Source organism: Streptomyces sp. JLBG701, from assembly GCF_058544905.1.
The window spans coordinates 6,418,638-6,436,106 of sequence record NZ_CM178588.1 but is presented as its reverse complement, the minus strand read 5'-3'; the positions used below and the strand labels follow the sequence as shown (position 1 = coordinate 6,436,106).

10 protein-coding genes and 1 tRNA gene are annotated in these 17,469 nt (G+C 71.7%); 1 reads left to right on the top strand and 10 read right to left on the bottom strand.

Features of this window, described 5'->3' with window-relative positions; translation table 11 throughout:
• Nucleotides 1-122: 122 nt before the first annotated feature.
• On the bottom strand, nt 123-1,028 hold the full coding sequence (locus tag AC5DRG_RS29775; RefSeq protein ID WP_491802526.1) for a LysR family transcriptional regulator: 906 nt from the start codon (nt 1,026-1,028) through the stop codon (nt 123-125).
• Nucleotides 1,029-1,131: 103 nt separating this feature from the next.
• On the opposite strand from AC5DRG_RS29775, the gene AC5DRG_RS29770 reads away from it, so the two are divergent.
• Nucleotides 1,132-2,010 (top strand): PhzF family phenazine biosynthesis isomerase, encoded by an 879-nt coding sequence (locus AC5DRG_RS29770; protein WP_491802525.1) that lies wholly within the window; start codon nt 1,132-1,134, stop codon nt 2,008-2,010.
• 523 nt (nt 2,011-2,533) lie between these two features.
• Here AC5DRG_RS29770 and AC5DRG_RS29765 read toward each other — a convergent pair.
• The 9 genes from AC5DRG_RS29765 to AC5DRG_RS29725 form a co-directional block, all read right to left on the bottom strand.
• Nucleotides 2,534-2,607: transfer RNA gene (locus AC5DRG_RS29765), tRNA-Thr, on the bottom strand.
• 107 nt (nt 2,608-2,714) lie between these two features.
• Nucleotides 2,715-4,304 carry an alpha/beta hydrolase gene (locus AC5DRG_RS29760; RefSeq protein ID WP_491802524.1) on the bottom strand — a complete coding sequence of 530 codons (1,590 nt, stop codon included), beginning with the start codon at nt 4,302-4,304 and terminating at the stop codon, nt 2,715-2,717.
• 74 nt (nt 4,305-4,378) lie between these two features.
• Nucleotides 4,379-5,584 carry a DNA polymerase III subunit delta' gene (locus AC5DRG_RS29755; protein WP_491802523.1) on the bottom strand — a complete coding sequence of 402 codons (1,206 nt, stop codon included), beginning with the start codon at nt 5,582-5,584 and terminating at the stop codon, nt 4,379-4,381.
• 131 nt (nt 5,585-5,715) lie between these two features.
• Complete coding sequence (gene tmk / locus AC5DRG_RS29750; RefSeq protein WP_491802522.1) at nt 5,716-8,955, bottom strand: dTMP kinase; 3,240 nt, start codon at nt 8,953-8,955, stop codon at nt 5,716-5,718.
• 177 nt (nt 8,956-9,132) lie between these two features.
• Nucleotides 9,133-11,952, bottom strand: a complete 2,820-nt coding sequence (topA, locus tag AC5DRG_RS29745; RefSeq protein ID WP_491802521.1) for a type I DNA topoisomerase — start codon at nt 11,950-11,952, stop codon at nt 9,133-9,135.
• A gap of 256 nt (nt 11,953-12,208) precedes the next feature.
• Nucleotides 12,209-12,406, bottom strand: a complete 198-nt coding sequence (locus AC5DRG_RS29740; protein WP_491802520.1) for a hypothetical protein — start codon at nt 12,404-12,406, stop codon at nt 12,209-12,211.
• A 131-nt stretch (nt 12,407-12,537) separates the two neighbouring features.
• Entirely contained in the window at nt 12,538-14,928 is a 2,391-nt protein-coding gene (locus AC5DRG_RS29735) for a serine/threonine-protein kinase (RefSeq protein ID WP_491802519.1), read from the bottom strand.
• 191 nt (nt 14,929-15,119) lie between these two features.
• Nucleotides 15,120-16,649, bottom strand: coding sequence for a DUF7059 domain-containing protein (locus AC5DRG_RS29730; RefSeq protein ID WP_491802517.1), 1,530 nt, complete (start codon nt 16,647-16,649; stop codon nt 15,120-15,122).
• Nucleotides 16,650-16,713: 64 nt separating this feature from the next.
• Nucleotides 16,714-17,301, bottom strand: a complete 588-nt coding sequence (locus tag AC5DRG_RS29725; RefSeq protein WP_491802516.1) for a small secreted protein — start codon at nt 17,299-17,301, stop codon at nt 16,714-16,716.
• Nucleotides 17,302-17,469 lie beyond the last annotated feature (168 nt).

The window sequence follows — 17,469 nt, the reverse complement described above, 5'->3', positions numbered from 1 at the left end:
TGTCCTCACCGGCGCACCGAGTGACCGAGGCCGGCTCCTGAGCCAGCCTGCGGATGCGTCCATGGCGCCCCGTCCGGCGCCAGTGGGCACCGGATCTTCGTGGACGCGGAAGCACAGGCATGTCAGGCAACAGCGAAGTGCTGCTTCAGTTCCTCGGCGACGGCGCGGACGGCTGGCGACAGCCAGCGTCTGCTCAGACGCACCAGATGCACCGGGACATCCGGGATGTGGGGGCCTGCCACCTCTGTCAGGCGCCCTTCACGCAGAGCGGTCTTGACGGTGACACGCGGCATCACGGTCAGGCCCAGCCCGGCCGCCACACAGGAGCGGGCGGCCTCGATGCTGCCGAACCTGGTCATCCGGGGCCGTGCACCGGGCACTGCGAGTAGCTCCCGGGCGAGGTGGTCGCTGTAGGAACAGCCCTGTTCGTGCAGGAAGAAGTGCTCCTGGGCCAGTTCCTCCCAGCCGGCCGGAGCACTGTCCCGACCGGCCAGCGGGTGGTCGTGGGCGGCGACGAGGACCAGGGGTTCGGCGGCGATACGTTCGGCGGCAAGGTCGGCGTAGTCGGCCTGCTCCTCCAGCAGCAGCACGAGATCCAGCCGCCCGGAGCGCAGCCCGTCGACGGCCTCGGCGGTGCCCGTGGGATGGAGGTGGACGTCGATCCCGGGGTGAGAGCGGAGCAGCGCGGCGACCACTCCGGGCAACCGGGCCGAGCAGAGCGTCTCGCCCGCACCGACCACCACCCGGCCGGAGACCGGCCCGCCCTCGCTTCCGCTTCCGGTGGCGGTGGCGCGCAGCCGCGCCTCCGCGTCCAGTACCGCTTCGGCGTCGGTGATCAGGTGCCGCCCGGCGTCGGTGAGCTTCGCGCCGCGAGGGAGCCGGTCGAAGAGCCGTGCTCCCAGGTCCTTCTCCAGCGTCCGGATGTGCACGGTGACGGTGGACTGCGCGAGATGCAGTTCGGCCGCGGTGGCGGTGAAGTTCCCGGTACGGGCGAGAGTGGTGAAGGTACGCAGGAGCCGGGTGTCCATGGCCCGACCCTACCCGGCCACAGGCTGAGCGATCGGGAATCACGATGACGTTCTTCTGAAATCATCAATTCTCTGCATAGGTGTCACGTGAGAGCGTAGCCACATGAGCCTTTCAACCAGCCTGGACGTTCTGCGTTACTCCGCTTTCACGCCGGAGGTCCCCTGCCCGGAAGGCGGCAACCCGGCCGGCATCGTCCTGGACGCTGCGGCGCTCGACGACGCGGGGATGCTGGCCGTCGCCGCCGGCGTCGGATACTCCGAGACGGCGTTCGTCACCGTCCGCGACGATGCGCGGAGTCGATTCCGGGTGCGCTACTTCAGCCCGCTCGCCGAGGTCCCGTTCTGCGGGCACGCCACTGTGGCCACCGCGGTGGCGCTCGCCGAGCGGATCGGGCCGGGCGCCTTCGTCTTCGACACGCCGGCGGGGGAGATCCCGGTGGCGACGTCCGCCGATGCCGACGGGACGGTGCGGGCCACGCTCACCAGCGTGCCCACCCGCACCCGCCCGGCCACCCTGGACGAGCTGGACGCCTCGCTCGCCGCACTGGGCTGGGAAGGAGGCGACCTGGACCCGCAACTGCCGCCGCATGTCGCCTTCGGCGGTGTGGAGCACCTCGTCCTGGCCGCCGCCACGCGTGGCCGGCTGGCGGATCTCGCCTACGACTTCGACGCTCTCGCCGAGGTGATGCAGCGGCACGGCTGGACGACGCTGCAGTTGGTGTGGCGTGAGGCCGCCGACCGGTTCCACGCCCGGGACCCGTTCCCGGTCGGCGGTGTGGTGGAGGACCCGGCAACAGGCGCGGCCGCGGCGGCCTTCGGCGGCTACCTGCGGTCCCTGGGCCTGGTACGAGAGCCAACGAAGGTCATCCTGCGGCAGGGCGAGGACATGGGCCGCCCCAGCGAGCTGGTGGTCGACATCGACCCGGCGGATGCCCGGGTACGGGTCACCGGGCGGGCGCGGCCGATCAACGGTCCGCGGTGAGAGGGCCGGCGGGGACTCTGGGTCATCAGCAGCCTCCTACAGGCCCGCCGATCACGACCACGGGCAGGCCCCAGAGGAACCGTCTCCTCGATCCAGCACAGCTGCCGCGCCCCACACGGCGTCCACGCACACCCCGCGTGCCCCTTCGGGCCGTTTCCTGTACGGGCCGTTTCTCCCGCACCCCGGTCGGGCGGCAGCCCCTTGATCCAAGGGCTGCGCACCACCCTGATCGCCTGTCGCCATCGCAGGGCATGCGCGCCCAATTAACCCGAATTCCATGGTCACTCAAAGGAGGAGGCCTCCGTTCGCAGGCCCGACCCGGGATTCACCTTGGAGACGCGTTCGGGTTTCGAACTGGAGACCTACGCATTGCAATGCGTAAGACCATCTTTGCCAATTCGGGCCCCAGATGGGCCCCAATTGGGCCTCTTGCACGCCTCATGGAGCAGTGGTTTAGACCACATATTGGTAAAGGGAAAGGAAAAACCCCAGGTCACGGCGAGTGAGTCCTAGGGTTTCCCAGAGCCGCCTTCGGGATTCGAACCCGAGACCTACGCATTACGAGTGCGTTGCTCTGGCCATCTGAGCTAAGGCGGCGCGCTGCCCACACCTATGGTGCGATCAGCAACGTCGGTAAGTCTACACAGTTTCCGGGGGTGCTCCGAACCGGCCCCGGAGCCCGCGTCCCGAGGCCGGCGGCAGAGCTATGAGCAGTGCTTTCGCTCCGTCGGAGGCGTGCCGCGGAGCAGGTAGGCGTTGATCGTGGAGTCGATGCAGTCGCTGCCGCGGCCGTACGCGGTGTGGCCGTCGCCCTCGTAGGTGAGGAGACGGGCCGAGGAGAGCTGGGCGGCCAGGGAACGGGCCCAGGGGTACGGCGTCGCCGGGTCGCGGGTCGTGCCGACCACGACGATCGGGGCGGCGCCCTCGGCCTCGATGCGGTGGGGTTCGCCCGTGTTCTTGACCGGCCAGTACGCGCAGTTCAGGGCAGACCAGGCCATGCCCTCGCCGAAGACCGGGGACGCCTTCTCGAAGGCGGGAAGCGCGTCCCGCACCTGGTCGGGTGTGGAGAAAGCGGCGGGCAGGTCGAGGCAGTTGACGGCGGTGTTGGCGTACATCAGGTTCGCGTACTTGCCGTCGGCGTCACGCTCGTAATAACTGTCGGAGAGGAAGAGGAGCCCCGCGCCGTCGTTCTCCCGCATCGCCGAGGTCAGCGCCTCGCGCAGCTGCGCCCACGATCCCTCGTCGTACATGGCCGCGAGCGCGCCGTTGGTCGCGAGGGACTCGGTGAGCTTGCGGCCGTCCGCGTCGCCCGTGGGGATGGGCCGGCCGTCCAGCTTGCCGAAGAACGCCTTGAGGTTGTCGCCGACCTTGGCAGGCGTCGTGCCCTTGCCGCCGAGCGGACAGTCCGTCTGCTGCACGCAGTCCTTCGCGAACGACTGGAACGCCGTCTCGAAGCCCGCCGTCTGGTCGAGGCTCATCCGGCGGGCGGGCAGCGACGGGTCCATCGCCCCGTCCAGGACGAGCCGGCCGGCCCGATCGGGGAACAGCCCCGCGTACGTCGCCCCGAGGAAGGTGCCGTACGAGGCCCCCACATAGTTCAGCTTCCGGTCGCCCAGCGCCGCCCGCAGGATGTCCATGTCCCGCGCCGCCTCCACGGTGGAGACATGGCGGAGCAGATCGGGCGAGTCCGCGCCGCAACCCTCCGCGAACTTCTTGTACGCGTCGACGAGTTCGGTGGCCTCCCCCTCGTCGTCGGGCGTGACGTCCGTCTGCGTGTACGTGTCCATCTCCCGCCCGTCGAGGCATTCGACGGGCTCGCTGCGGGCGACACCACGCGGGTCGACCGCGACCATGTCGTAGCCCGCGCGGACCTCCGCCGGGTAGCCGATCCCCGCGTACGCCTGGAGGTAGCCGACCGCCGAAGCGCCCGGCCCGCCCGGGTTCACGAGCAGCGAGCCGATGCGCTTGCCCGGTCCCGTGGCCTTCTTACGGGCGACCGCGAGCCGGACGTCTCCGGAGGCGGGCTCCTCGTAGTCGAGGGGCGCCTTCATCGTGGTGCACTCGAACCCTGGGACACCGCAACTGCGCCAGTGCAGCTTCTGCCCGTAGTACGAGGAGAGCGCGGACGGCGTGGCCTTCGGCAGCGCGACCAGCGCCGCCTCAGCCGCCGCGCTCGCGGAACTCGCCGAACTCCCGGCGGAGCAGGCGGAGACGAGCAGCGCGCCGACGGCTGCGAAGACGGTGCCACCGGTACGGATCGCATGCCTCTTACGGTTCGTGCGCCTCATGTGCATCCAGCGAGCGTAACCGTGTGCGACGTATCGATCGCTCTCTGTGTGGAGTTGAGTGCCTCGTACGAGTTACGCCGTCAACCCGCTCTCAGCGCCATCGTCATCGCCTCCACCGCCAGCAACGGGGCCACATTCCGGTCGAGGGCCTCGCGGCAGGCGGCGATCGCCTCAATGCGGCGGAGTGTGGACTCCGGGGAGCCGGCGCGCGCGAGCCGTTCCAGGGTGTCCTCGGCGTCCGCGTTGGCGATGGCCACGCGGGAGCCGAACTGGAGGGCGAGGACGTCGCGGTAGAAGCCGGTGAGGTCGGTCAGGGCGAGGTCGAGGCTGTCGCGCTGCGTCCGAGTTCTTCGGCGCTTCTGCTTGTCCTCCAGGTCCTTCATCACCCCCGCCGTGCCGCGCGGCATCCGGCCGCCCTGGACCGCGCCCATCGCCGCCTTCAGCTCCTCGGTCTCCTTGTCGTCCATCTCCGCGGCGAGCTGCTTGGCGTCCTCGGCGGCCGCGTCGACCAGCTCCTGCGCCGCTCGGAGGCAGCCGCCGACGTCGTCGACGCGGAGCGGCAGCTTCAGCACCGCGGCTCTGCGCTCCCGGGCCGCCGGGTCGGTGGCCAGGCGGCGCGCGTGGTCGACATGGCCCTGGGTGGCGCGGGCGGCGGCCGCGGCGACGGCGGGTTCGATGGCCTCGCGGCGTACGAGCATGTCGGCGACCGCGTCCACCGAGGGTGTCAGCAGGTTCAGGTGACGGCAGCGGGAGCGGATGGTGGGCAGGACGTCTTCGAGCGAGGGGGCGCAAAGCAGCCAGACCGTGCGGGGGGCGGGCTCTTCGACCGCCTTGAGGACGGCGTTGGCGGACTTCTCGTTCAGCCGCTCCGCGTCCTCGACGAGGATGATCTGCCAGCGGCCGGTCGCCGGCGAGGTGAACGACTTGCGGACCGTGTCCCGCATGTCGTCGGCGAGGATCTGCGAGCCGACGGCGGCGACCGTGGAGACGTCCGCGTGCGTGCCGATGAGGGCAGTGTGACATCCGTCGCAGAAGCCGCAGCCGGGGGCGCCGCCGAGCGCCCGGTCGGGACTCACGCACTGGAGCGCGGCGGCGAAGGCGTGCGCGGCCTGGGTGACACCTGCGCCGGGCGGGCCGGTGAAGAGCCAGGCGTGCGTCATCTTGGACGCCTCGGGCGGCGGCGTGCCCATGGTGGCGGCGGTGACGAGGGCGTCGGCATCGCGGGCGGCGGCCGCGAGCGTCTCGCTCAGCTTCTCCTGCCCCACCAGGTCGTCCCATACGGTCATGGGTCACCCCGCCCTTTCGTCACGGTTCGTGCTGCGGGTTTCCATTGTGGGGGTGCCCACTGACAACGCGGTCCGGCCGCCCGGCCAACGGCCCTTCCACGAGAGCTGACGAGCCTGCCGCGGGCCCGGGTTCAGCCCCGACGGCCGCGGCCCCGGCCCCGCCCCCGGTCGTCGTCGAACCCGTCGTCGTCCCGCCGCGGACCGAGCAACTCGTCGGCCAGCGTGGGCAGATCGTCCAGCGGAGTCTCCTCGGCCCAGTCGGACCGGGCCCGTCGCCGCGGCGCCCCTTGCTCGTCGACCTGCGGCAACTCCCGCGTCCGGTCCTCGCCCTCGTCACGGAAGAACCCCTGCGGCACCCGGTCCACGGGAGCCTCACCCCGTACGGGAGGCAGTACGGCCGTCTCGTCGGCGGCACCGGGAACGACCGGCGGGAGCACGGCTGTCTCGTCCGCCGCGCCCGGAGGCACCGGCGGAAGTACCGCCGTCTCATCGGCCGCCCCGGGAACGACCGGCGGCAGCACCGCAGTCTCGTCCGCCGCCCCGGCAGGCGGCTTCGGCAGTTCGGCGGTCACCTCGGAGTCGGCCACGCCGGAGGACCGGTTCTCGGTCTCCTCCCGGTCCCGCACCAGCCGCAACACCGTCGTCTCGTCCGCCGACCCACCGGTCGCCTTGGGCGGCTTCACCACGGGGGTGGGCACAGTCGCCGCGTCCACAGGAGCGGCCGGAGTCGCGGAAGGCGCATCAGCCGCCGGCCCCGCCTCCGCGGCAGCCGCGGCCTGCTCGGCCAGTCGCCGTGCCTCCTCGGCCCGGACCAGCGCCTCTTCGGCCTTGCGCTGCTTCTCCAGGCGCCGCGCCTCGGCCTCGGCACGCAGTCGGGCCTCGTCCTCGGCCTGCTTGCGCCGCCGGTCCTCGTCGGCCTTGCGGCGCGCTTCCTCGGCGGCCCGCGCCTCTTCCTCCGCGAGGAGCCGGGCCCGCTCCTCCTCGGCACGCCGACGCGCTTCCTCGGCCCGCTGCCGGGCCTCCTCCGCCTGCCGCTCGGCCTCGCGCCGCTGCGCCTCCTCCAGCTCGCGGCGCTTGCGCTCCTCCTCCTCGGCGCGCAGTCGCTCCAGCTCCGCGAGGCGCTCGCGCTCCAGGCGCTCCTCCTCGGCCTTGCGCGCGGCCTCTTCCTCGGCCTTGCGGCGGGCCTCCTCCTCGGCGGCCTTGCGAGCCTCCTCCTGGGCCTTCACCTCGGCCTCGGACAGGGGCAGCACCATGTCGAGGCGGGCCCGGATGACGGTCGTGACGGCCTCGGGCTCCTGGCCCGCGTCCACGACCAGGTAGCGCCCGGGGTCGGCGGCGGCCAGCGTCAGGAATCCGGACCGCACGCGCGCGTGGAACTCCGCCGGCTCCGACTCCAGCCGGTCCGGTGCCTCCGTGAACCGCTCCCGGGCGGTCTCCGGCGCGACGTCCAGCAGCACCGTCAGATGCGGCACAAGACCGTTCGTCGCCCAGCGGTTGATGCGGGCGATCTCGGTCGGGGACAGATCACGGCCCGCCCCCTGGTAGGCCACCGACGAGTCGATGTACCGGTCGGAGACGACGACTGCACCCCGCTCCAGCGCCGGCCGCACCACCGTGTCGACGTGTTCCGCGCGGTCGGCCGCGTACAGCAGCGCCTCCGCGCGGTGGGACAGCCCCGCCGACGACACGTCCAGCAGGATCGACCGCAGCCGCTTGCCGACGGGCGTGGCCCCCGGCTCGCGCGTCACCACGACCTCGTGGCCCTTGGCCCTTATCCACTCCGCGAGCGCCTCGGCCTGCGTCGACTTCCCGGCCCCGTCGCCGCCCTCCAGGGCGATGAAGAAGCCGCCGGCCGCCGGGGTCGTGACGGGGTCGTCGCCGCCGAGCAGCGCGTCCCGCAGGTCCTGCCGCAGGGGCACACCGGAGCGGTCGTCGACCTTGGCCAGCACCAGCGCCGCCACCGGCAGCAGCAGCGCGCCGACCAGCATCAGCGTGAACGCGGCCCCGCCGTGCGCGAACACGAACTTGCCGTTCTCCAGCCGGTGCGGCCCGATCCCCGCCGCCACCACAGGCGCCAGCAGGGCACCCAGGGCCACGCAGACCCGCACGACCGCGTGCAGGTGCTCCGTCGTGCGGGCGCGCCGGTAGTCCTCGGTCTCCTGGTCGAGCAGGGTGTGCCCGGTGTTGGCGGCCACGCCCGCGCCAACGCCGGCCAGGGCGACGATCAGCAGCACGGTCGTGACGTCCGGGACGAGCCCGGCGGCGAGCAGCGCGACCCCGGTGAAGGCGATCGCCAGCGCGAGCAGCCGGCGCCGCGACAGGGCGGGCAGCACCGAAGGAGCCGTACGGATCCCGACGACGACACCGCCGGTCAGCGCCAGCACCAGCAGCCCGTACGTCACCGGGCCGCCGCCCAGGTCCTTGGCGTGCAGCACGGACACGGCGACGGCCGCCGCCACCGCTCCGGCGACGGCGGCGCAGGCGAGCACCAGCAGGGGCAGCGCGCCCGTCCGGCCGTTGTCGACGCCCGAGCCCGTGCGGGGGCGGCGCAGTCCCTCGAGCGGCGACCGCGCGCGCGGGGTGCGCGTGGCGGGCAGCTCCAGGAAGGTCAGCACGGACAGCGACGCGGCGAACAGACCGGCCGCGACATATGAGCCGAGGGCCGCCTGGTGCTGGGCGAACCAGTCGATCCCGGTGCCCAGCAGGTTGTTGAGCAGCCCCGCCACCACGAGCGCGGCGGCCGCGAGGGGGATCGCCACGAAGGTCGTACGCAGTGTCAGGCGCCGCAGGGCGTCCATGTGGTCCGGCAACGGCCGTACCGTCGCGCCCTCAAGGGGCGGGGCCGGCAGCAGGGCGGGGGCCGCGCTCTCGCGGCACACCGTCCAGAAGCGCTCGGCGACTCCGGTCACGAAGACCGTGACCAGGATCACGGCCAGCGCGTCGTCCGGCGTCCAGTCGATCCACAGCGGGGCGACGATCAGCAGCGCGGCCCGCACACCGTCCGCACCGACCATGGTCCAGCGCCGGTCGAGCAGGCCTTCCTGTGCGGTGAGGGAGGTGAGCGGCCCGAGCAGTACGGCTCCGAAGAGCAGCGTCGCCAGGATGCGCGCCCCGAAGACGGTCGCCACTGCGAACGCCACGCCCCGGTAGCCGCCGCCGAAGGAGCCCTCGGCGATCGCCGCCTGGAGGGCCAGGACGATCAGCACCAACAGGGCGAGGGTGTCACCGACTCCGCCCACGAGCTGTGCGCTCCACAGCCGTTTCAGCTGCGGGCCGCGCAGCAGGGCGCGGACGGCGCGCTCGCGGGAGTCCGCGACAAGGGCGTCGTCGGGGGCCGGGTTGTGGGCCGTTGGCTGCTCGGCGGGCGTCATGCTTTCAGCCTATCGGCAGCCACTGACAGCCCGGGGCGCCCGTCCGAACGTGCGCACGCCCCGACACCAAGTTGATGCCGGGACGTTCTTTTCGCGAAGCCGAAGTGAAGAAGGAAGTGAAGAACCGAGCCCCCGCTCGAACACCGACGGGGCTCGGTCGCTTCAGTCGCTGTCGCTTCAGTCGTCGGCCGCCGCCTTGGAAGCGGCCGCCTTCTTCGCGGTCGTCTTCTTCGCCGTTGTGGTCTTCTTGGCGGTCGTCGTCTTCGCCGCGGTCTTCTTGGCAGCCGTCTTCTTCGCCGGGGCGGCCTTCTTGGCGGGCGCCTTCTTCGCGGTCTTCTTGGCGGGCGTCTTCGCTCGCTTCTCGGCGAGCAGCTCGTAGCCGCGCTCCGGGGTGATCTCCTCGACGCTGTCGCCGGAGCGCAGGGTCGCGTTGGTCTCCCCGTCGGTGACGTACGGCCCGAAGCGACCGTCCTTGACGACGACCGGCTTCCCGCTGACCGGGTCCTCGCCCAGCTCCTTCAGCGGCGGCTTGGCGGCGGCCCGGCCGCGCTGCTTGGGCTGGGAGTAGATCTCCAGCGCCTCTTGGAGCGTGATCGTGAAGAGCTGGTCCTCGGTCTGGAGCGAACGCGAGTCCGTGCCCTTCTTCAGGTACGGCCCGTAGCGCCCGTTCTGCGCGGTGATCGCCTGGCCCTCGGCGTCGGCGCCGACGACTCGCGGCAGCGACATCAGCTTGAGCGCGTCCTGGAGCGTCACCGTGTCGAGGGACATCGACTTGAACAGCGAGGCCGTACGCGGCTTGACGGCGTTCTTGCCGGTCTTCGGGGTGCCCTCGGGGAGCACCTCGGTGACGTAGGGCCCGTAACGGCCGTCGCGGGCGATGATCTGGTGGCCCGACTCCGGGTCGGCGCCCAGCTCGAAGTCACCGCTCGGCTTGGCGAGCAGTTCCTCCGCGAACTCCACGGAGAGCTCGTCCGGGGCCAGGTCCTCGGGGACGTCCGCGCGCTGGTGGTTCTCGGAGTCCTTCTCGCCGCGCTCGATGTACGGGCCGTAGCGCCCGACCCGCAGCACGATGCCGTCGCCCACGGGGAACGACGACACCTCGCGCGCGTCGATGGCGCCCAGGTCGGTCACCAGCTCCTTGAGGCCGCCGAGGTGGTCCCCGTCGCCGTTGCCGGCGTCGGCCGCGCGGCTCTCGGCCGTGCCCTCGCCGAAGTAGAAGCGCTTGAGCCACGGCACGGACTGCGCCTCACCGCGGGCGATGCGGTCGAGGTCGTCCTCCATCCTGGCGGTGAAGTCGTAGTCGACGAGCCGGCCGAAGTGCTTCTCCAGGAGGTTGACCACGGCGAAGGACAGGAAGGACGGGACGAGTGCCGTGCCCTTCTTGAACACGTATCCGCGGTCGAGGATCGTGCCGATGATCGACGCGTACGTCGACGGGCGGCCGATCTCGCGCTCTTCGAGCTCCTTGACCAGGCTGGCCTCGGTGTAGCGGGCCGGGGGCTTGGTGGCGTGCCCGTCGACCGTGATCTCCTCGGCGGACAGCGCGTCGCCCTCGCTGACCTGGGGCAGGCGGCGCTCGCGGTCGTCGAGTTCGGCGTTCGGGTCGTCGGCGCCTTCGACGTACGCCTTGAGGAAGCCGTGGAAGGTGATCGTCTTGCCGGACGCGCTGAACTCGACGTCCCGGCCGTCGGCGGCGGTGCCGGCGATCTTCACGGTCACGCTGTTGCCGGTCGCGTCCTTCATCTGGGAGGCGACGGTCCGCTTCCAGATCAGCTCGTAGAGCCTGAACTGGTCGCCGGTCAGGCCCGTCTCGGCAGGAGTGCGGAAACGATCACCCGAGGGTCGGATCGCCTCGTGGGCCTCCTGCGCGTTCTTGACCTTCCCGGCGTACACGCGCGGCTGGGCCGGCAGGTAGTCGGCGCCGTACAGCTGCGTGACCTGGGCGCGGGCGGCGGAGATCGCCGTGTCGCTCAGCGTCGTGGAGTCCGTACGCATGTAGGTGATGAAGCCGTTCTCGTACAGCTTCTGGGCGACCTGCATGGTGGCCTTGGCGCCGAAGCCGAGCTTGCGGCTGGCCTCCTGCTGGAGCGTCGTCGTACGGAACGGGGCGTACGGCGAGCGGCGGTACGGCTTCGACTCGACGGACCGGACGGAGAAGTCGGTGTTCTCCAGGGCGGCGGCCAGCGCGCGGACGTTGGCCTCGTCGAGGTGAAGGGTGTTCGCGCTCTTGAGTTGTCCCAGGGAGTCGAAGTCGCGGCCCTGCGCGACCCGCCTGCCGTCGACGGCCTGAAGACGGGCGACCAGCGACGACGGGTCCGACGAGTCTCCCGCGCGGCCGGTCGCGAAAGTGCCCGTCAGGTCCCAGTACTCAGCAGAACGAAACGCGATGCGCTCGCGTTCCCGCTCCACGACGAGCCGGGTCGCGACGGACTGCACGCGGCCCGCCGACAGGCGCGGCATGACCTTCTTCCACAGGACCGGCGAGACCTCGTAGCCGTAGAGACGGTCGAGGATGCGGCGGGTCTCCTGGGCGTCGACCATGCGCTGGTTGAGGTCGCGCGGGTTGGCGACGGCCGCGCGGATCGCGTCCTTGGTGATCTCGTGGAAGACCATCCGCTTGACCGGGACCTTGGGCTTCAGCACCTCCAGGAGGTGCCACGCGATGGCCTCGCCCTCGCGGTCCTCATCGGTGGCGAGGAAGAGCTCGTCGGAGTCCTTGAGCAGGTCCTTGAGCTTCTTGACCTGGGCCTTCTTGTCGGCGTTGACGACGTAGATCGGCTGGAAGTCGTGCTCGACGTCGACGCCGAGCCGGCGGACCTCGCCGGTGTACTGGTCCGGCACCTCGGCGGCGCCGTTGGGAAGGTCGCGGATGTGCCCGACGCTCGCCTCGACGATATAGCCGGGGCCGAGGTAGCCCTTGATCGTCTTCGCCTTGGCAGGCGACTCGACGATGACGAGTCGGCGGCCGCCGCTTGCGGTCTCGCTGGTCGGGGACAACTTCGCTCTTCTCTCCGGTCGACGCTGGGGCCTCCCCAGGCGTTCATCCCGGGGTCGGGTCATGGTGACGCTGCGGAGTGTGACGGTACATCCCGCCCCCGTGTCAAACGGGAAAAGCCCGCAACGGCCACTCGAACGGTAACCCGACTACCGCCATTCCTGCCGCCCGGAGTCCTCACCGGCCTTTTCGCGGCTGTCCGGAGGGTGACCTCCCACTTACCGGCTTCGCGGTCCCGCCAGGGTCTGGGACGCGGATTCAGACGCGGGTGAGGCACCATGCGGCGAGCGCGAGCGCGACCATCGCGGCGACGGTCGCGAGGGCCGCGGATGCGACGGGGTTCACACCGTGCGCGACGGGTTCGCGGCGCTGCACGCGCACCACCGTCCACACCAGCAGCGCGCCTCCGAACAGGGCGAACACTCCACCCGCGAAGACCGCCGGTCCGCTCTCCATGGCTCCCGTGCCCCTTCGTCTCGGTCCGCACAAGCCCAGCCCTCGGAGGCTGTCACGCGCGGGCGGCGGCCGGGCGAACCCGAGGTGAACGCAGAGCCGACGCGGCTGTGGACTCCCGGTCCCGGCCGGCCTCAGACCGAGCCGGGCACGGGTATCTTTCCGGTCGTCTTCTCGTTGTCGGTCCGGCTCACCGTGCACACGACCTTGTTGAACCCTTCGTCCCAGTCGTCCTGGTCGGCCACCCAGCCGTACACGGTCCGCTCCGGCCCGGGCGCCCAGGTCGACTCGAACCTGTTGCCGCACAGCTTGGTCGAGTTGTCGGTGCCCTTCTTGTAGCTCATCCCGTTCGGGGCCTGCACCACCCCGATCACCTGGTCGGTGTGCGGCTTGGCACAGTCGGTGAGAGGCGCCTTGTACCCGTCGTCCAGCTCCTCGTAGATCCAGCAGTCGCCGACGCTCATCTGACCGACCCACAAGTCCGTGCCCGCGTCGCGGAAGGTGCCCACTTCGCCGCCTATCGCGGCATGGCGGCCGAGTACGAGACATGCCGTACCGCCGTTGGCCGCGGTGAAGCCCTCCTTCGTCGGCAGCACGGCGTAGCCGCCCGCGTCGGGCAGCGCGGAGACGACCGCCCGGCTCTGGCTCTCGCAGCGTTTCGCGCCCTGCACGCGCGCGTCCTCGTAGTCGGTGGCCGTGTCGACCGCCACGACCTGGCCGTCCGGCCAGTCGTCGGTGCAGTCCACGACACCGAGGTTCGGCGCCGACTCGAAGGGCGTCCCCGACCAGACCGCCTTCACACAGTCGCCGGTCTCCAACGGCTCGGAGAGACCGACCACATCGCCGTACGGACTCACGGGCCCGGTCGGCGACGGCGATGCCTTCGACGCGCTCGGCGAGGCCGACTTCTTCGTCGCGGAGTTGTTCTTGCCGTCGCCGTCCCCGCCGGTCAGCTGAACGACCCCCCAGGCGCCGCCCGCGATGACGAGCACGACACCCACGACGAGGGCGACAAGGGCGATGCGCCTCCTTGAAGAGGGCTTCCCCGAATAGGGGGACGGAGGTGGCGCTCCGGCGCCGGGCCCGCCCATACCCCCGTAACCGCCCGGGAAGCCGCCGTACGGCTGCGGGGTGCCGCCGGTCGTGTAGGACGCGGGAGGACCGCCCGCGTACGGCGGAGGGGCGCTGCCGCCCCCGTACGGCGGCTGCGCGCCGCTGCTCGCGTACGGCGACCCGGATTCCTGCGCGTAGGGATTGCCCGGGCTGTACGGGCCCTGCGGGGCGGGCTGGCGCCAGACGTCGTACGGCGCCGCACCGGGCGTATGGCCGGGCGTGGCCGGACCGCCACCACCGGCTCCGCCCGCACCCGGAGTCGCGGGTCCACCCGGCGGAGTGTGCGGTGTCTGCGGGGTGTTGGGGGTCGGAGGCGCGCCCGGCGTCCCCGGAGTGCCCGCAGGCGGACTGCCGCTCCAGCCGCCGCCCGGTCCCTGCGGCGCGCTCGCCACGTACCCCGGTGGCGGCCCCTCGGTCGCCGGAGTCCCGGGCGTCGCGGCATACCCCTCGGGCGCCGGGCCAAAGCCCTCCGGTGGCGGCCCGAACGCGCCCGCCCCAGGCGCCGCACCCCACCCCGGCGGCAGTGGCAGCCCCGCACCCGCAGCCCCCTGCACGACCCGCTCCAGCCCGCGCGCGACCGCCTCCGGTGCCGACCTGCGCACCGGGTCCTTGGCGAGCAACCCCTGCAGCACCGGCGCCAGTTCGCCCGCGCGGACCGGCGGTGTGGGTTCCTCGCCGAGCAGGGCCGTCAGGGTCGCGTAGTCGCCGTGCCGGTCGAAGGGGCCGCGTCCCTCGACGGTGGCGTACAGCGTGGCGCCCAGGGAGAACAGGTCGGCGGCCGGGGTGGGCGGCTCGCCGCGGGCCCGCTCGGGGGCGAGATAGCCGGGCGTGCCGAGGATGCCGGCCGTGGCGGTGAGCCGGGGTTCGCGGGACTCGGGCTGGAGTGCGATGCCGTAGTCGGTGAGCAGCACGCGTGCGTAGGGGTCGCCCGAAGCGTCCGACGCGAGAAGGATGTTGGCCGGTTTCACATCCCTGTGGAGGATGCCGATGCGGTGTCCGGCGGTGAGGGCGTCGAGGACGGCGAGGCCGATCCGGGCCACCTGTGCGGGCGGCAACGGACCCGAACTCCGTACGACCGCCTGGAGGTCGACCGCGTCCGGCACGTACTCCATGACGATCCACGGCAGGCCCTCGTGCACCACCACGTCGTGCACGGTGGCCACATGGGGATGACCACGCAGCCGCGCCGCGTGCCGGGCCTCGCTGCGGGCGCGCGCGATGCGCTGTGCGGGCTCGCCCGCGTCCATCGGCACGTCCGGAAGCGCGATCTCCTTCATCGCGACTTCGCAGGCCAACTCCTCGTCGTACGCGAGCCAGACGCGGCCCATGCCGCCCGCGCCGAGTGTGCGCAGCAGCCGGTACCGGCCGTTGATGATCCTGCCTTCGCCCTGATCCGGCGTCTCCCCCGCCATCACGCCTCCCCCGAGACACCGCGCCTCCCCCGAGAACGCGTGGAGTCTGTCTCTCGAAGGTAGCTTCGCATGCGCCACTGACAGGAGACCTTTTCCGGAGCAATCCCGCCAGACCCGGCACACGCGCACCAGGGGTGCCGGCCCGCCTCAGGCGTGACGCGCGGGGCGGCGCCCCGGGCTCACGGAAGCGCTCAGCCGGCGGGCTCCAGGAAGCCCTGCTCCACCAGCAGCCGGATCTGCGCGGGCGTACGGTCGCGCAGCAACACCGGATCTTCGCCGACCAGTTGGGCGATGGCGTCCAGGATGCGTCCCGCGCTCAGCGAGCCGTCGCAGACGCCCGCGAACCCGGCGCCGACCGTGTCCACCTTGGTGGCCCGGCGCATGCCGCGGTGCTGGCGCAGCACGACGTGCTCGGGGTCCTCGGCGCCGGGCAGCCCGACCTGCTCCTGGATGACCTCGGCGGCGAGCCTGAAGTGCCCGGCGAGGAGGGCCGCGTCGTCATGGCCGCGAAGGAAGTCGACGCGGTCGAAGTGCGCCCGGACCGCGTCACCCAGGGGCTGCTCGACCGGATGCGGCCACTCCTCCACGGTGACCGAGGGCACGGCGGCCCCGGTCCTGCGCAGGGTGATCCAGCCGAAGCCCACGCCCTTCACCTTGCGTGCCTCGAACTCGTCCAGCCACGCGTCGTAGAGCGCCTGGTACTCGGCCGGGTCGGCCCGGTGGTCGCCCGCGTCCCGCAGCCACAGCTCGGCGTACTGCATGACGTCCTGCACCTCGCGCTGCACGATCCACGCGTCGCACCCGCGCGGCACCCATGACCTCAGCCTGTCCTGCCAGTCCTCCCCCTCCACGTACTGCCAGTTGGCGAGGAACTGCGCGAACCCGCCCTCCCGCAGCCGTTCCCCCGACTGCTGAACGAGCGTGCGGCACAGATCGTCCCCGCCCATCCCGCCGTCGCGGTAGGTGAGTCGCGCGCCCGGCGAGATCACGAACGGCGGGTTGGACACGATCAGGTCGTACGTCTCGTCGTCGCGGACCGGCTCGAACAGCGAGCCCTCGCGCAGGTCCGCGGCCGGGGCGCCGGACAGCGCGAGCGTGAGCGCGGTGATGTGCAGCGCGCGCGGGTTGAGGTCGGTCGCCGTCACGCGCGTGGCGTGCTGGGCGGCGTGCAGCGCCTGGATCCCGGAGCCGGTGCCGAGGTCGAGCGCGGCGGAGACGGGCGTACGGACGGTGATGCCGGCGAGCGTCGTGGACGCGCCGCCCACCCCCAGCACGACGCCTTCGTCTCGGCTGCCGATGCCACCGGCGCCGCCGACCGCGCACCCCAGGTCGGACACGATGAACCAGTCCTCACCACCAGGCCCGCCGTAGGGCCGTACATCCACGGTCGCGGCCACGTCGCCCTCGGGGTCTCCGCCGACGCGCACCAGCCACCCGCTCTCCACGCACTCGGCGACGGGCAGAACGCCCTCCACGCGCGCGTGCGGCACGGGCTGCTGCAACAGGAACAGCCGTACGAGGGTCTCCAGCGGCGTGTCCCCGCGGGTCGCCCGGAGTGCCGGCACGGTCTCGCTGCGGGCCAGCGCCGCGTACGCGGGGGCGCCGAGCAGTTCGAGCAGCCCGTCGGCGGTGAAGGCGGCGCCCAGGAGGGCGCCGCGGAGCCGGGCGGCGATGTCGGGACGGTCGGAGGAGGGAAGGCTGGGAGTACTCACGCCCTCCATTGTGGCCCGAAAACCGCCGCCACCGGCTGCGCAGAGCCGGACGTCGGCCTTCCTCGCGCGGCCGTCAGCCTTGCGTGGCCGACGCCGAGGCGGACTCGTTCTTGCAGCTCGCCTGCTTGGCCATCGCCTCGCCGACGTCACCCTCCTCCAGGGTCTTCAGCGCGTCGCTCCCGCTCTGGCTGAGCTTGTTCAGCGCGGTGGCGATGTCCTTGAGGCCTTCGGCGAACTTCGCCTGGTCCTTCGTGTCGAGGTCGTCGACCTGCTTCTGGAGGCTCGCGTAGGACGCCGAGATGTCGTCGAGCTCCGCGACGGCGTCCTTCTGCTTCTTCGCTCCGTTGTCGACATTCGGCGCACCGGCCTTCTGGACGGCCACCCCGATCGCCTTGTAGGCGTCGGACATGTCCTGGAACGCCTGCGCGTCCGTCTTCTGGACGTCGGCCGGCGCGCTGTCGTCCGAGGTCTGCTTCTGGATCGCGGCGTTGGCGGCTTCGACCTTCTTCGCCTGCGGCTGCACCGCGTCGCAGACCGTCTTGGCCCAGGCATCCAGCTCTTCGTTGCTGTCGCTGCCGCATCCCGACAGTGCCAGTACCAGTACCGCACCGCCGGACAGTGCGGCCGCGAGCTTCTTGTTCACCGGATTGGTCCCTTCCATGGCTCTCGGCCCCGGAACATACACGCCAGATGGGGGACAATCACATATTGAACGTCCGCTTAGTAATGTATTGCGGCTATTTGCACCAAGGGAGAGAAGGCTCACGGCACGAGAGTGAACAAGCACAGGGTGGGCGGGCGGCGCGTCCGTACGCGCCGCCCGCCCACC

Coding starts and splice junctions, on each gene's coding strand:
- AC5DRG_RS29770 (WP_491802525.1), top strand. CDS start 1,132: ATGAGCCTTTCAACCAGCCTGGACGTTCTGCGTTACTCCGCTTTCACG.
- AC5DRG_RS29730 (WP_491802517.1), bottom strand. CDS start 16,649: ATGGAGGGCGTGAGTACTCCCAGCCTTCCCTCCTCCGACCGTCCCGAC.
- AC5DRG_RS29755 (WP_491802523.1), bottom strand. CDS start 5,584: ATGACCGTATGGGACGACCTGGTGGGGCAGGAGAAGCTGAGCGAGACG.
- AC5DRG_RS29740 (WP_491802520.1), bottom strand. CDS start 12,406: ATGGAGAGCGGACCGGCGGTCTTCGCGGGTGGAGTGTTCGCCCTGTTC.
- tmk (WP_491802522.1), bottom strand. CDS start 8,955: ATGACGCCCGCCGAGCAGCCAACGGCCCACAACCCGGCCCCCGACGAC.
- AC5DRG_RS29760 (WP_491802524.1), bottom strand. CDS start 4,304: ATGCACATGAGGCGCACGAACCGTAAGAGGCATGCGATCCGTACCGGT.
- AC5DRG_RS29725 (WP_491802516.1), bottom strand. CDS start 17,301: ATGGAAGGGACCAATCCGGTGAACAAGAAGCTCGCGGCCGCACTGTCC.
- AC5DRG_RS29735 (WP_491802519.1), bottom strand. CDS start 14,928: ATGGCGGGGGAGACGCCGGATCAGGGCGAAGGCAGGATCATCAACGGC.
- AC5DRG_RS29775 (WP_491802526.1), bottom strand. CDS start 1,028: ATGGACACCCGGCTCCTGCGTACCTTCACCACTCTCGCCCGTACCGGG.